Source organism: Pseudomonas sp. KCJK9058 (assembly GCF_046230975.1).
Classification (GTDB): Bacteria; Pseudomonadota; Gammaproteobacteria; order Pseudomonadales; family Pseudomonadaceae; genus Aquipseudomonas; species Aquipseudomonas alloputida.
This window is the reverse complement of sequence record NZ_JBJJLR010000002.1, coordinates 1-14,868: the sequence shown is the minus strand read 5'-3', so window position 1 is coordinate 14,868 and position 14,868 is coordinate 1. Positions and strand designations below refer to the sequence as shown.

The 14,868-nt window shown below is 59.5% G+C and carries 12 protein-coding genes; 3 read left to right on the top strand and 9 right to left on the bottom strand.

What is annotated here, in order from left to right:
* Positions 1–24 precede the first annotated feature (24 nt).
* From ACK59Z_RS01865 to ACK59Z_RS01845, 5 genes are all read right to left on the bottom strand, one after another.
* Positions 25–1,677 (bottom strand): acyl-CoA synthetase, encoded by a 1,653-nt coding sequence (locus ACK59Z_RS01865; RefSeq protein ID WP_409292175.1) that lies wholly within the window; start codon positions 1,675–1,677, stop codon positions 25–27.
* A gap of 83 nt (positions 1,678–1,760) precedes the next feature.
* Complete coding sequence (locus ACK59Z_RS01860; RefSeq protein WP_192440023.1) at positions 1,761–2,528, bottom strand: SDR family NAD(P)-dependent oxidoreductase; 768 nt, start codon at positions 2,526–2,528, stop codon at positions 1,761–1,763.
* Positions 2,528–3,700 carry an acyl-CoA dehydrogenase family protein gene (locus ACK59Z_RS01855; protein WP_213660793.1) on the bottom strand — a complete coding sequence of 391 codons (1,173 nt, stop codon included), beginning with the start codon at positions 3,698–3,700 and terminating at the stop codon, positions 2,528–2,530. Before ACK59Z_RS01855 ends, ACK59Z_RS01860 begins: the two co-directional genes overlap by 1 nt.
* A gap of 53 nt (positions 3,701–3,753) precedes the next feature.
* Positions 3,754–4,110 carry a 4-hydroxypentanoyl-CoA kinase subunit LvaB gene (gene lvaB, locus ACK59Z_RS01850; protein ID WP_010953701.1) on the bottom strand — a complete coding sequence of 119 codons (357 nt, stop codon included), beginning with the start codon at positions 4,108–4,110 and terminating at the stop codon, positions 3,754–3,756.
* Positions 4,107–5,165, bottom strand: coding sequence for a phosphotransferase family protein (locus ACK59Z_RS01845; RefSeq protein ID WP_326431151.1), 1,059 nt, complete (start codon positions 5,163–5,165; stop codon positions 4,107–4,109). Before ACK59Z_RS01845 ends, lvaB begins: the two co-directional genes overlap by 4 nt.
* 202 nt (positions 5,166–5,367) lie before the next feature.
* Here ACK59Z_RS01845 and prpR point away from each other — a divergent pair, with 202 nt between their 5' ends.
* Both prpR and ACK59Z_RS01835 read left to right on the top strand, forming a co-directional pair.
* Positions 5,368–7,320: a propionate catabolism operon regulatory protein PrpR gene (prpR, locus tag ACK59Z_RS01840; RefSeq protein WP_409292172.1), complete on the top strand. Its 1,953-nt coding sequence runs from the start codon at positions 5,368–5,370 to the stop codon at positions 7,318–7,320.
* 292 nt (positions 7,321–7,612) lie between these two features.
* Entirely contained in the window at positions 7,613–8,227 is a 615-nt protein-coding gene (locus tag ACK59Z_RS01835) for an HNH endonuclease family protein (protein WP_409292170.1), read from the top strand.
* 121 nt (positions 8,228–8,348) lie between these two features.
* Here ACK59Z_RS01835 and ACK59Z_RS01830 read toward each other — a convergent pair whose 3' ends face one another.
* The 3 genes from ACK59Z_RS01830 to ACK59Z_RS01820 are packed head-to-tail and all read right to left on the bottom strand — an operon-like array spanning position 8,349 to position 11,637.
* Positions 8,349–9,254, bottom strand: coding sequence for a plasmid partitioning protein RepB C-terminal domain-containing protein (locus ACK59Z_RS01830; RefSeq protein ID WP_409292168.1), 906 nt, complete (start codon positions 9,252–9,254; stop codon positions 8,349–8,351).
* On the bottom strand, positions 9,251–10,144 hold the full coding sequence (locus ACK59Z_RS01825) for a ParB/RepB/Spo0J family partition protein (RefSeq protein WP_099452842.1): 894 nt from the start codon (positions 10,142–10,144) through the stop codon (positions 9,251–9,253). The genes ACK59Z_RS01830 and ACK59Z_RS01825 overlap by 4 nt, the downstream gene beginning before the upstream one ends.
* The gene (locus ACK59Z_RS01820) at positions 10,144–11,637 is read right to left on the bottom strand and encodes a recombinase family protein (RefSeq protein ID WP_260680790.1); all 1,494 of its coding nucleotides are present in this window, start codon (positions 11,635–11,637) and stop codon (positions 10,144–10,146) included. The genes ACK59Z_RS01825 and ACK59Z_RS01820 overlap by 1 nt, the downstream gene beginning before the upstream one ends.
* Before the next feature lie 182 nt (positions 11,638–11,819).
* Here ACK59Z_RS01820 and ACK59Z_RS01815 point away from each other — a divergent pair, with 182 nt between their 5' ends.
* Positions 11,820–12,173, top strand: a complete 354-nt coding sequence (locus ACK59Z_RS01815) for a hypothetical protein (protein WP_021782005.1) — start codon at positions 11,820–11,822, stop codon at positions 12,171–12,173.
* Positions 12,174–12,580: 407 nt separating this feature from the next.
* Here the strand turns inward: ACK59Z_RS01815 and ACK59Z_RS01810 are convergent, their stop codons facing one another.
* Positions 12,581–14,686 carry an AAA family ATPase gene (locus ACK59Z_RS01810; RefSeq protein ID WP_143999712.1) on the bottom strand — a complete coding sequence of 702 codons (2,106 nt, stop codon included), beginning with the start codon at positions 14,684–14,686 and terminating at the stop codon, positions 12,581–12,583.
* Positions 14,687–14,868: the final 182 nt, after the last annotated feature.

Here is a 14,868-nt window from a genome sequence, read left to right as displayed (position 1 = left end):
GGGTGTGCAGGTGTTGCCGCTCGATCAAGGCTCGGCGTCGGCGGTCTGCGCCTCCTGTTGCCGGGCCCACTCGCGCAGGACGAACTTCTGGATCTTGCCGGTGGCGGTCTTGGGCAGCTCCGTGAGCGACACATGTCGCGGCGCCTTGAAATGCGCCAGGCGCTCACGGCACCAGCGGATCAGGTCCGCTTCGGTGACCGTGGCCAGCGCATCTGGGCGCAGGGTGACGAACGCATGAGGGGTCTCGCCCCAGCGCGAATCCGGGCGCGCCACCACTGCGGCCTCGACCACATCGGGGTGCTGGTAGAGCACTTCTTCGATCTCCAGCGAGCTGATGTTCTCGCCGCCGGAAATGATGATGTCCTTGGCCCGGTCCTTGATTTCCACGTAGCCATCCGGGTGCAGCACGGCCAGGTCGCCCGTGTGCAGCCAGCCGTTGGCCAATGCGGCCCGGGTGGCCTCTGGGTTGTGCAGGTAGCCTTTCATCACGGTGTTGCCGCGCACCACCAGCTCGCCAAGGGTAAGGCCGTCGGCTGGAACCGGGCGGCCGGTATCGGTATCCAGCACCGTGGCCTCCTCGAGCATCGGGTGGGCGACACCCTGGCGGCTCATGAACTGCGCCCGGGCCTCAAGTGGCAACTCGTCGACCCCCGGCTGCCACAGGCACAATGTGCTGGGGCCGTAGCTTTCGGTCATGCCATAGGCATGGGTGATGTTGAAGCCACGCGCCTCCATCGCCGCGATGACCGCACTGGGCGGGGCAGCACCGCCAGTGATCACCGATACCGGCACCGGAGGTGCACTGGCATGCTCGGCGTGGATCAGCATCGACATCACCACCGGGGCGGCGCTCAGGTGAGTCACGGCATGCTCGGCGATGGCGGCGTTGATCGCATCAGGCTGGACCTTGCGCAGACACACGTGGGTGCCACCGGACAACGTCACCGCCCAGGTATGGCTCCAGCCGTTGCAGTGGAACATCGGCAAGGTCCACAGGTAGACGCTGCGCGGCCCCAACTGGAAGATCAGCGCCCCAGCGCAGGCGTTTAGGTAGGCTCCGCGGTGATGCAGCACCACGCCCTTGGGGTTCCCCGTGGTGCCGGAGGTGTAGTTGATGGCGATCGACTGCCATTCGTTCTGTGGCGCACTCAAGGGTCGCGCGGGGTCGCCCTGGGCCAGGAACGCTTCGTAGTCCAGGTCGAGGGCCAGGTCGGCGCGCTCGGCCTGATCATCGTCGATGCCCACCAGCAAAGGCGGCGCATCGAGCATGGCCAGCGCCTGACTGGCCACGGCACCGAACTCGCGATCGCAGATCAATACCTTGGCCGCGCAGTGACGCAGAATGAAGGCAATGCTGCGCACCTCCAGGCGGATGTTGATGCACACCAGCACCGCCCCGGCACCGGGCACGCCATAGTGGGCCTCGAGCATTTCCGGGATATTCGGCGCCAATATCGCCACCCGCTCGCCCGGCTGAACACCGACCCGCTCCAAGGCACTGGCCAGGGCGCGGCTGCGCTCATGCAATTGACGGTAGCTGTAGCGCCTTGCGCCATAAACCACCGCATCGCGCTGCGGGTACACCTGGGCGGCACGCTTGAGGAACGACAGCGGGGACAGCGGGACATGGTTGGCTTCGTTGGGAGCAAGCTCATGTTCGAGGGTTGGAACCATCATGGCAGGCACCTCATCGACACATTGCTCAGATTTTGCACGCACACACCTACCTCCTGTTCTTGTTGTTATTGCGCCAGGGCGCGTTACAGGCTGCTGCACAGATGGCCGCCATCGACCACGATCTCAGCGCCGCTCATCGCCCGCCCAGCATCGCTGGCGAGCAGCAGCAAGGCGCCGTCCAGGTCCGACGGCACGCTGAAGCGTCGGCTGGGGATACGCGAACGCAACTTGTCACCGGCCTCGCTGGCCAGGAAGGCCTCGTTCAAATCAGTCATCACGTAGCCGGGCGCTAGGGCATTCACCCGGATGCCATGGCGCGCCAACTCCAGCGCCATGGCGCGGGTCAGGTGGGCCAAGCCGGCCTTGGCCGCCAGGTAAGGGCCGACGGCACCGGCCACACGGCAGGCGAGGATCGAGGTGACATTAATCAAGCTGCCCCCCTTCCCCGCCACCACCATGCGCCGGGCGCTTTCCTGGGCCACGGCCCAGGCGCCCTTGAGGTTGGTGTCGAGCACGTGGTCCCAGGTTTGATCATCGCAGGCCAGCAAAGGCTGGCTGTCGCTCACCCCCGCATTGTTGACCAGGACATCCAGTGGGCCGGCGGCATCGAGCACCCGGCAGATGTCCTCACGGCTGGTCACATCGAGGGCAAAGGCCCGCGCCCGCCCTCCAGCCACCTCGATGGCCTCCACCAACGCCCGCAGCGGCGCCTGGCGCCTGGAGGTCACCACCACCTCGGCGCCTGCAGCGGCCAGGGTCATAGCGAAGTGACGGCCCAGGCCGCTGGAGGCCCCGGTCACCAGGGCGCGACGCCCGTCAAGGGCGAACAGTCGGACAAGGTTCGGCTGCATCAGTGGACCTCCAGGCGCTGGTCGAGCAGCTTCTTCGCCAGGCTCATGCGGTGCACTTCGCTCGGACCGTCATAGATGCGGAACGGGCGAATGTCGCGGAAGATCCGCTCCACCACGGTGTCCCCGGTCACCCCGCGGCCACCCAATACCTGGACGCAACGATCGACCACCCGCCACAGCGCCTCGGCGCTGATCACCTTGGCCATGCTCGAATCGACATTGGCGCGCCGGCCCTGGTCGAGCACCCAGGCGCAGTGCCAGACCGCCAGTCGCACCACGTGCAGGTCCATCATGTTGTCGGCGAGCATGAAGCCCACGCCCTGGTGCTCGCCCAGCGGCTTGCCGAAGGCGTCACGGGTGCGCGCATAGTCGCAGGCGATGTCGTGGGCGCGGCGCGCGGCACCGAGCCAGCGCATGCAATGAGTCAAGCGTGCGGGCGCCAGGCGCACCTGGGCATAACGGAAGCCCTTGCCGATCTCGCCGAGGACATCGCTCGCCGGGATACGCAGGTTGTCGAAACGCAGCTGCCCGTGACCGCCGGTAAAACAGCTGTCCAGCGAGTCCAGCTGACGTTCATGGATGATGCCGTCGCGCTTCATGTCGGTCAGGAACATGGTCGCCGTGCCATCCTCCATGCGCGCCATGATGATGCCGAAGTCGGCGCCTTCGGCCCCGGTAATCAGCCACTTGCGGCCATTGATCAGGTAGTCGTCGCCATCGCGGGTGGCGGTGGTGCGCAGCATTGAGGGGTCCGAGCCGGAGCCGGGCGCGGGCTCCGTCATGGCGAAGCAGGAACGGGCATGGCCCTGGACCAGCGGGCGCAACCAGCGGTCTTTCTGCGCCTCGGTGGCGACCACGTCCATCAGGTGGATGTTGCCTTCGTCCGGCGCATGGATATTCAGCGCTACCGGGCCCAGCGGCGAGTAGCCGGCTTCTTCGAAGACGATCGCCTTGGCCACATGGCTCAGTTCCAGACCGCCCATTTCGCGGCTGGCGTGAGGCGTCAGCAAGCCAGCGGCGCGGGCGCGGGCCACCAGGTCCTGGCGCAGTGCGTCGCTGGGGCCGTGGCTGTCCTGGCGGGGGTCGTTCTCGAATGGGATGACCTGTTCGGCAATGAAGTCTCGAGTCGTGGCCTGCAAGGCGAGCAGTTCGTCCGGGAGAGTGAAGTTCATGGCTGTCCTTGTGTGTTCTTGTCTATCGGAGGAATGGGGTGGTCGATTCGGTTTCAGGGCAAGGCCTTGGGGTTGCTGATCGCCAATCGGGCAACGGTGATCTGGCGCAATGTCTCGACCAGGGTGCGCCGGGTTTGCGGGGCGTCATGGCTGCCCTGGCGAATGGCGCGAGCCAGTTGGCGGCGCAGGTCGGGCAATGTCGACGGCGCGTCATCGACCAAGGCGGCCAGACGCGCCTGTTCCTGATCCTCGGCCTGAGCACCCAAGCGGTTTTCGCGGGCCGCAATGGCCATGGCGTTCGCGATCATCAGGGCCGGGTAACGCAACTCGCCAGGCAGCGCTGGCAGCAGTTGTTCCAGAAGCGTCGCGCGGGCAATCTCGAGCAATTCGTGGGCGTTGGGTTGGGTCATGGCGCTTCGGCTCCGGTCATGTGCAGGATGTCGAGTTCGAGCTCCGGCAACAGCCGGGCTGTCAGTGCCAACTCGAGCGACGGTTCTTCACCGGACAGATGGCGCTGCCCTTGCTGCAAGGCAATCACCGCCCAGCGCAGGGTGGCCATGACTTGCCAGTAGTGGAGCTGACTGCGCTCGATGCACAGCGAGGAGACCTCGTGATAACCCCGCAGGAAGTCCTCCAACTGGCCGATGCCACCGGCTTCGAGGTCTGGGCGGGTGAAGCGCCAGCAGCGGGCGGTGAACCAGCCGAGGTCCTCGCAAGGGTCGCCCCAGCCGGTGAACTCCCAGTCGAGCACGGCCTCCAGCCCGTCTTCGCTGGTCAGGTAGTTGCCGGTGCGGTAGTCACGGTGCAACAGGCACAGGGTGCTGCTGCGCGGCGCATGCAGCTCGCACCAGCGCAGGCCCCATTCCAGCACCGGATAGGCATCGGCGAGGGTGTCGAGGTAGCGGCGGTAGGCATCGATGGTCGCCAGGGCCGGCGAGCTGTCCGGAACGGACAGGAAGCCCAGCGTGGCGCACGGCGGGCGGACCTGATGCAGACGCGCCAGGTTGGCGCCAAGCTGCGCCGCCAGTTGCACCCGGCCCTGAGGGCCGGCGCCGGCGCTGAGCGCGCGACCGGCAGCGATACCCGGCACATACTCCATCAGGAAGAACGCCCGCCCATGCACGCGCACATCGCGGCACAGCCAGAGCGGTCGTGGCACTTTCACGCCGGCCTGGTGAACCACCTGCAGCACGGCGAACTCCTGTTCACGGTCAAGGCTGGCGGGTAGCGCTGAAAGCGCATCGCTGCGCAGTACCCAGCGCCGGGCACCGGCCCACGGGCCGCCTTCGATCAGCAGGTCCAGCAGCCAGTTTTCCTGGATGGCGCCACCGCTCAGGCGCTTGCGCGCCTGGATGACTACCCGCGTTGCCGAGGCCTGCTCGCGGATGAACTCGGCCAGGCGATGATCGTCAGTCATGGCCGCGAACGTATCGCTGGCCTGGGAAATCGTTGGTGAACTGCTCATGGGTCTGTAGGCCCTGCCTTTGGTTTCTGGGTTGGCACAAGCCCAAGAGCAAGGCCTGGGCCAACTCGTCAAGCGTCAGCCACAGGCCGCATGCAGCCTGGGTTCTGACAACTCACCGATGAGCGAAAGTCAGGCTGCTCGTTGCATATTTGCAAGCTATTGATTCATTATCGAAACATTTCAAATATGAACAGGCCCCGTGATGGATGCTCTTGCCTCCCAGGTCGTCGTGCTGATCAGCCACTTGCAGCGCCCCCAACAACGGAGCCGGCTCGCCCATGTGGTGGCCGGGCTCACGACGGACTACCCCGATACCCGTATCGAAGTCCTCGACACCTCGGTGGCTGAAGCACTGCAAACCGCCCGAGAACTGGAGCAGGCAGGCAAGGTCGATGTGTTCGTCTGCGCCGGGGCGACCGCCGCCTACCTGCGCAAACACCTGACACGCCCGGTATTGGCGATGCGCGTGGGCAGTGGCGACCTGCTACGGGCATTGGGGCAGGCCCGCGAACGCTCCTCCCAGGTGGCCGTGCTCAGCTACAACCACATCAACCACGACCTGCAAGCCATGGCCGCGCTCTTCACCGTCCAGGTTCACCAGGCCGCCTACACCTCCCTGGAAGAGGCGCGCCAGGCCGTCGAACAGGCGGCCCAGCTAGGCTGTCGCAGCATCATCGGCTCGTCGACGGTGGTGGAGCTGGCGGAGCAGGCAGGGCTGCATGGCGTGCTGTCGCTGAGCGAAGAAACCGCGCGCAAAGCGCTGGAGGAAGCCCTGGGCATTCTCGACACTCAACGCGTCGAGATCGCCAAACGGCGGCATCTGAATGCCGTGCTGCGGCATATCCCCGACGGCGTTGCAGCGGTCGACAACCAAGGCGTGGTGCAGTCGCTCAACCCGGCCCTTGCGCAGCTGCTGGACCTGCCGGTTAGCGCAGCGTTGGGCCGGCCGCTGCAGCAGCTGTGCCCGGAACTGGACATGCAGCAGGCGCTGCAGGAAGGCACGGGTGAAGAAAATCGCGTGATGCGGCTCGGCTCGCACGTCGTGGTGAGCAATTTACTGCCTATCCTGGAGAACGGCGAACGTACCGGCCTGGTCCTGACCTGCCAGGACATCACTGTTGTGCAACGTGCCGACCAGCGCATCCGATCCACCCGCCGCCCCGGTGCTTTCACTGCCCGTTACCGGCTCGACCAGCTCAACGGCAACAGCAAGGCCAACCGCGAGATGCTGCAGTTGGCCAAGCGTTTTGCCACCAGCCATTCGACCATCCTGATTACCGGTGAAAGCGGCACCGGCAAGGAACTGCTCGCCCAGGGAATCCATAACGAAAGCCCGCGCCGGCAAGGCCCCTTTGTCGCCATCAACTGCGCGGCGTTTCCCGAGTCGTTGCTGGAAAGTGAATTGTTCGGCTATGAGGAAGGCGCCTTCAGCGGCTCGCGCAAAGGTGGCAAGCAAGGCCTGTTCGAAGCGGCACACCGCGGCACGCTGTTCCTCGACGAGATCGGCGACATGCCGGTTTCGCTGCAAACACGCCTGCTGCGCGTGCTGCAAGAGCGCGAAGTCCTACGCCTGGGCAGCACCGAACCGATTGCCATCGACGTGCGCATCATTGCCGCCACCCACCAGGACCTGCGCAGCGCCATGGACGATGGCGATTTCCGTACCGACCTGTATTTCCGGCTCAACATCCTGCGTCTGCAGACCACCCCGCTGCGAGAGCGCCCTGAGGACATTGCCCTGATCTGCCGGGGCATCAGCCAGCGCCTGCTCGTTCAGGGGCAACCACCGGGAGCTGCAGACATCCACGCCGCACTGCTGCCGTACCTTGAACGCTATGCCTGGCCGGGCAATGTCCGGGAACTGGAGAATGTGATCGAGCGCGCGATGCTCTCGGCACGCGAACTGCTTGAAGAACACCGCGTGAACGAGCAGTACCTGGCACGCGTGCTACCTGAACTTTGCGAAGGCCCTCCCCCTTCACCCGCCCGGAAAAAGTCGTCAGGCGAAACGGACCTGCACACCATCGGCAAGGTCGCGCAACTACGCTATGTAAAGGAAACGTTGGAAAGCTGCCACGGCAACCTCGACGAAGCCGCCCGCCGTCTCGGCATCAGCCGCACAACCTTGTGGCGGCGCTTGCGATCTGCCAACTGAATGAAAGCCCCAACCCCATGTTCAACCCATGACGTCTGGTTGGACAGTCTCAAGGCCCGATACCGTCTAATCATCCGCCAACTTGAATGGCTCGACGTACATCGCCGGGTTGCTAGCGACTTTGTTGTGGGGGGCGCTCAACCTGTTTAGTTAACTGGAGATACTCATTCTGCGAGCGCTTCGCCCTATATCAGATCCGGCGACTATGCGCGGTGTACTGTATCGTCCGGCATTCTTGCTCAGTCGCCTGAGGACCATGCTGATGCAGTCGGAGCAGTCGGAGTAGGACAGTATGGCGCCCGGAGGTGCGTTTTCGCGATGTGCATGTTCAGCCGGTCTGGACGCGACTGACCGCTTTCGACCCAAACCGGCCCTTCGCAAAGGGCCGCAATGGGCAAACGCTGCGAGTCACGGACGCTGCCTTCGACCCAGCGCAATCCTTCATCACGTTCGACTACAGCTGACGGGGATCGGTGAATTCCGTAACGCCTGCGTCAGCGTACCGTTGTACCCAGACCGGCTGGATACCGCAAAAACCTGTTCGCTGTTAACGGAACTCGAAAGCGGTTTACGGCTATCCGTTAAAAGCGAAGAGCCAGAAGTACCAGACCTATCAGCGCTTGGTATAGAACATATTTCGCCGCGCAGTTGGAACGTCCCACTGGCCGCTGAAAGATGGCAGCGTGGCAGCCGACAGCGACGCGTCGATATCGAAGTGATAGTGCGCTCTTGCGCTACATTGACGCCCTGGCAGCTCCTGATTCGTGAACGGCATGAGAGCATCTCAATGCTAGGCAACTTGACGCTGCTTAACTTCAGCGTCAATAGGACGGCGCAACACTGCGATTTCGCGGCGAAACGCGACAAGCTGATGCCAATGCTGGCCTTGGACTCAATGTCCCATTGATTGCTAGCTCTGCGTGGGACGAAGCCGCGATTTCAGCCAGAGTCCATGCCCTCGCCAAAATAGCATTGACGATCTGTCCTAAAAACGAATGATGACCTCCCACCCAGCACAGCAGATGGGTCTATTCACGCTCCAGACTACGAGCATCTGCGGTGACCGCCTCCACAACCCCCGCCAGCTCCCGTACCAGGTCAGGCTCGAAGCGCTCCAGGTAAGCTGCGATAGTCTGATTGCGCAGCATGCGAGACACATAGCCCTTGGCAACCACGAGTACCAGCATGGTTTCGCCAAGGGTGTCTTCAACCAACCGGTAGTCGTGGTAGAGCTTTTCCATCTCCCGCTCCATGCGTGCAATGTCTTCAGCAGTCACGCCCTCACTGACTTTCTTTGCCTCGACCAGCTGTTCAGGACGCGTTGCGGCCAAGACCATTTCGGCGTAGCGGCCAGTAAAACAGTTAGCGGACATCATCATCTCGACTAATTCGATCTGGCGCATAGGCTTCATCTTGCGCAGCACACGAAAGACCGCCTGACTGACCATTCGCGTTTTCAGCATCTCAGCGACTTCCGGCGCAATTCCCCGCAGCAAACGCTGGCGCTCGCGGATGCGTCCAACGTTGACGCTCAAGACTTCGGCAATCCGCTCGGCGGTCGTTCCTTTGCGAATGGCCTCCAGAATCATCTTGTGCTCTTGAATTGGGGTAAGTCGGTTGATCTGCCGGTTGTAGGTGAAGCCTTCGTCATCTGTCGCCAACAGACACAACGCGTCTTTTGCACCCAACTGTACGAGCGCAGCTAGTCGCAAATGACCATCCAACAACAGATAACGGGGCTCCTCTCCTGCCTCGTGAACCGGCTCGGGATGCACCGCAAGCGGTTCAACCACCCCCAGCTCACGGATGGAAGCTAGGATCGCCGCATACTTGACGGAGGTCAGCATATCGTGGGTGACTTGGCGAGAGGGCAAGATCAGCGGTAAGCGGACGGTAATTAGATCAGGCTCAAAGGCACGCTTGACGACAGTCATGCGTCCCCCTGAATACGCTCGGCCAATACCTGCGGCATATCTTCAATGCCTTCGCTGCGTAACATTGAGCGAAAAAATTCATCGGCTAGTAACCGACGCAATGCGGTCACGACGAAGAGCAATCGTTGCTCACTGATGTCGGCCTTCTTCACCATCAGGCGCTGACGGCGCACCTCAGTCTGATAGGCGGTTAGCAACTGGCGGGGAGTGGTCATGCGCTCGCCTCCCTGATGCTTACCATAATCTTTCCCTAGAACCCGTCGACGGTCGATCAGACGGCGCACCTTGATGAGTTCATCCCCTTTCAACAGCCCACTTTCATAGGCCTCGACCATGGCGGCCTGGACCTGGGCATCGTCGGACCGTGCCACATGGATCGCGACTTTAATCGGTAGCCAGCCCTTTTCGACAGCAGCGATCAAGCGCTCCTCTCCTTGCCGCAACAGGATCAGAATCCCGCCGACATAGGCACGGTTCAAGCAGGTTTTCTGGGCAATCTGCCTGATGGAGTAACCACGCTCGTGCAGTACGTTGATCGCCATCAGCAAGTCGCGGTTCGAATGCTTGCGTCGCGCCAGATTCTCCACCAAGCTGATGAGATAGCGGTCCGCCTCAGCCGCCGTCACCACGACCGCCGGAATGGCCGACTCCCCCAGGACCTTAAAGGCTTCGAAGCGCCCCTGCCCACAAATAAGGTCGAAACTCGAACCATTACGGGTCACCGTGATCGGTCGTTTCAACCCCAGACTCGCAATGTTTTCCACCAGGCGTGCAAACACTTGTTGATTGCGACTACGCGGGTTGAGCACGCGAATATCCGCGAGTGGGATCTGCGCAATAGGCGCTGCCTGCGCCACATGAAGTGCAAGATGCTCTCCCGATGTGGCCATTACGCAGCGCTCCCCAGGGGTATACGTCGACTCAGGTCCGCCAGGATATCCAAGCTGTCGAACCGGTAGAGTTCCAGTTCGCGCGGATTAGTATCTCCCAGACGCAGGTGAGGTGCCGCCAAATCGATCATGGGAAAGAGGTAGTAATCAAGCACTTCCTGCTCACCTGGGAGCATGCGAACAGCGACCGTCAGGTCCGGTAATAAACCGAAGTCGAAGCGTAGCTGCCAACGTCTGCGCGGCGACTCTGAGCATTGACAGCGGCATAGCACCACCGAGATCGAGAACTCATCATTAACCCAAACCAGTTGGGTCTGGGGGTCGACCGAGATGCGTCCACCGACAAGACGAATGCGCTCCTGCGTGTCGACCAAGATCTGCGGATACAGCTCTCGCAGCCGGCGATTGGCCTCCAGAAAGCTGTAGTCCCGTGCGGGTGAATAACCAATCAGGCTGTAGCTGCGTAGCAAACTACCAAAGCGCTGGCGATAACAACTGCTGGATGGGCAATCCTCTTGCTCATCGATGATCAAACCAGACAGACAACCTCGCTCCGCAAATAGTTGCTTCAGCGTGGCCAGCATTTGCTCATCAGTCCAGTGCCGTGACCGCGCACGGATGATGGCCTGCGCCGCTAGAAACAAGGCGTGGTCGACCACTGAGGAGAAGGCACCGTCCGCCCGCACCAACTGATCAACTGGATTAGGTGTACGGGGCTGTTTCAGCTTGCCAGACGTGCGATTCCATACGTTGTTACCGATGTACTTTTCGTTGATCAGGACCTGATGCACTACGCCCCGTGTCCACGGCCGCTGGAAGTCTGTTAGCAGGCCACGCCGATTCAGTTGCGTTGCAATTTCAGCTTCGGTTCGACCTTCCCTGACAAAGGCCTGGTAAATGTCTTGAACGACCTGTTGTTCGGACTCAGGACCTGGAGTGAGGATCACCCGATCCGTCTGAAGGCTTTTGTACTCTCCCCGACCCAAGATTGCTTTAGGCTGCCCAGTCTGATCGATAAGTTGACGACGCAATCCATAGCCAGCCGGGCCTCCTTGTCGGTAGCCCAACTCGATCAGGCGCGACTGCCCCGCAAATACCTTGACGGACAGTTCACGGCTGTACTCACCGGCCATCATGCGCTTAACACTCTTGATAATGCTGGAGACCGGTGAGCCATCGTTAACGAACTGTTCGGCGCAGTATTCGACCCTGACACCCGCCTGCCGACATCGTACTTCGTAGCTGGCGCTCACATCAGGGTCCTGAAAGCGCCCCCAGCGACTTACGTCATAGACCAGAACCACAGAGAACTCGGACTGACCCGCGTCAACGTCTCGAAGTAGCTGCTGAAGAGCTTCCCGACCATCCAGGCTCAAGCCACTTTTCCCTGCATCGGTGTACACCCGGACGATCTCCAGCTCATGCGCTGCCGCATAAACGCGAATCGCATCCAGCTGGTTCTCAGTGGAGTACTGCTGGTGTTCCGTCGACATGCGGACGTAGGCAGCGGCTCTATTGCTGCCCTCTGCCAGGGATAGCTGTGCTCGTCTCATTTGTTGATCGATGCCCCCTCAGCGGCTTGGGGTCTACACCCATGCCAAGCCGTAGATTGCACTACGCCTACCGGCCTTCGTCAGATGCGCCACAAACGAATATAAATAGGAGCCACAGAAAAATGATCGCGAAAATGGGCAATCCTTTTCCAATCAATGCAGAAATCTACGCCGGCGCCGTAGCCGCTGCCTTACGTACCGAATTAGGCACGTCACATCGCGCAATCAAGACGCTGCGCAATTGGACCGATGCCAGTGAACGCACCGCTAAGCACTGGCTGGCGGGCAGCCATGGTCCCAGCGGCCTTCATTTGGTTGAATTAATGCGGCATTCGGACCATGCGCTTCAGGCAGTGCTTGAATTGGCACAGCGGAACTCGTCCGTGGCTGTGGTCTGGCTTCCCGCTTTGCGCGAGCGCTTGCTTGACGTCGCGGAAATGATCGAGGCTTGCCTGGGGCCTGGCAGCGCTCGCTGACAGCCCTTTGCGCGGTCTCCCGGTCTCTATTGCTGTAGCCTGAATCCTCCGTGTTCAGAAGATTCCAAGCCATTTAAAGTATGTAGATTCTGCATTTGAAGAGTGCGGGATATTCAAGGCTAAAAGGCTGGTAGCGGGACTACTGTTCAGCTGAATGCCCGCAATTTGCCGATTGCTGCCGCTCTCCACATGCAGCTTTGGGTCGAAAGCAGCCGGTCACGAATGCCCGCTTTCGACCCGAAGGAGACGGTGGCCTTTATGGCTTTGGGTACGGTTTCAGCTTCAATGTAAGCAATGAGGGGGAGGCTACAGAATTCGGAAAAAGTCGAACGGTAAGATCTCCGAATTCTGTGGGATTCCCTTCTAGGTCAGAAAGCCCCCCAAGCGATCAGATCCGTGGTACTGACTTACGCAACGGTGGGAGCGGGCGTAAGCAGCGCGACACACTCCTCGATGACATATTCCGGAATGCTCTCGAATTTATGCGGGTTGAGCTGCATTACGTACTCATTCTCGATGTGATAGGACTCGTTGATGAATTTGCGGATGACGCTGTCGTCGTGCTCATCATTGATGAGCCGGAACAGCTGGATTTTTTCATAACCCACAGCGGTAGCGTAAAACTTGGCCTTGATGGCCACCACATCCTTCACCTCAGCCACCAGGGCAATGTAATTAAAGTCGGCGATATGGTTGTTGCGGATTTGTGACTCGGCATCTGCCTGTTCGGCAGTCGTCATGTCCCGAATAGAAGATCCTGACTGAATCGTCGGGGTATCCCGCCCCTTGAAAAGGCTAGCAAGTAGGTTGTATTCCAGGCCTGTGTCGTCCAGCAGCTCGAAGTGTCGTCGCAGGTAGATTGCCTTAAGGACGGTGTCGGTAAGTGCCTCGATATTATCTTTGCAGATTTTGGCGAAGGTCTGGATATCGTTCCTCTCGATCGGAACTTCCGTTACAACCCCGGCGCGCGAAGATAAGAAGCAAGCAGATGGTTCGGCGGCTTTGAATATGGCGTTGGTACTTTTTATGACATCAATCGCGGGCTCGATGTCGTGGGTGAGCATCAGCGTGGTTATGCCGCGCAGACTGGCCTTACCCCGGAATAGCTCCTGGAGGATCGCAAATTTCTTGTTCTTGTCGAAAGATGAGATAGGATCATCCAATACGACTAAATCCGGTTTTTCACTGAGGACTTGATGCATGAATAGCACAAGCGCAAATGCGTTTTTTTCCCCGTAGCTCAGATGACGTGAGGCCGTCTCGATGTAATTCTCCTGGTCTTTGTGGATTAGCTTCATTTTGTAGGATTCTGGTTCGGCTACGATTTCAACAACGTATTTGTAGCCTGCAGACTTCAGGAAGCCATTGATGCTGTTCTGGTTGTCTTCGATGTTTTTTTTAATTTTCGCTTTATGTCGATTGATTTTCCCTTTGAGGCTACCAACTTTCCCAATCAAGTCATCCAGCTGAAGGTTGATAGGGTCGACGGTCTTGCGCGTCTCCTCAGAATCAAGCTTGTCGATTAAATTGAGCTCAATTTTCAAAGGTGTCAGTTGGTCGCCAATTTCTTCGAAATCGCGTAGAGAGAAAAAAGATATAGTTCGCAACCCCTCCAGCTTGTTGATCAATGCATCAATGTCCGCTTTGAGGCCCGTCAGGAAGCTTTGCTCCTCCGCCTGCAATTCAACCTTTGCCTTTGTCACATTCTCCAAATTCTCCCGACACTTCTCGCTGAAATATTTTCCTAGCCTGTCAATGATTCCGCGAAGGAGGTTAATGTGCCCGACGGCGTTGGAGTCATACTCTCTTTCGACGGCTAAGGCTGTGTCCTTCTGTTCTACGCTAGTCAGCGCTATTGAACAGTAGGGGCAGCTATCTGCTAATTGTAGAAATTCATTGCCTTTTACCTGCCATGCGATCCATTTGGCAGGTTCCTGACTTTTAATAAACGTCGAAAATGGTTGCAGGACATCAGGAATGTTTTCCAACTTATTGCCAGATCCGAATGCCTTGTGGATCTTGCTTGTCTTGGGGATGGCACCTGTCTTAGACTTTCCGAAGGCCTCCCGTAATTCCTTCAGATCGGTTACGACTTGTCCGATTTCAGCATTGTCGGAGAACGCTTTTCGGATACCCGAAAGCAGCGAATCGATATCAGCCATCTCCGCCAGATATTCCGGAGTTCTGATGAAAATCTCAAAACTATTTTTCACAATCTCATCTTTCTGGAACACGAATTGCTGCACATAGCTGTCGTCAAATACGAGGACTTTCCTGAGTTTGTCCACTCCCCGAACCTCCGGGGCTGGCATATCAGGCTTGCCGCGGTGCTTGAATGGGATCAACTCGTGGAGAGAGCCGTCAGCACGAATATGGCTGATAATAGCTTTCGCAATGGTGCTTTTTCCAAGGCCGTTTGGCCCATATTTTATGTTTAGCGCCCCTTCAGAAATAACTACATCTGCGCGGTCAATACTGTTGCAGTTGAGTACGGTAACTGTGTAGTTAGCCATGCGACCCCCTTAATCTTGAACAGAGTAGGCAATTAAAATTAGCAGCTATTTCTACAGTCGTCCGCGAATGTCCGATTTATTTGATTTGTAACCGGGAATCCACAGTATCCGGAGATTTTTGTACGTTAAACCGCGAGCGTCCACTTTTGGCCGATTTCTGCCCTTCGTGAACGGCAGCTTCG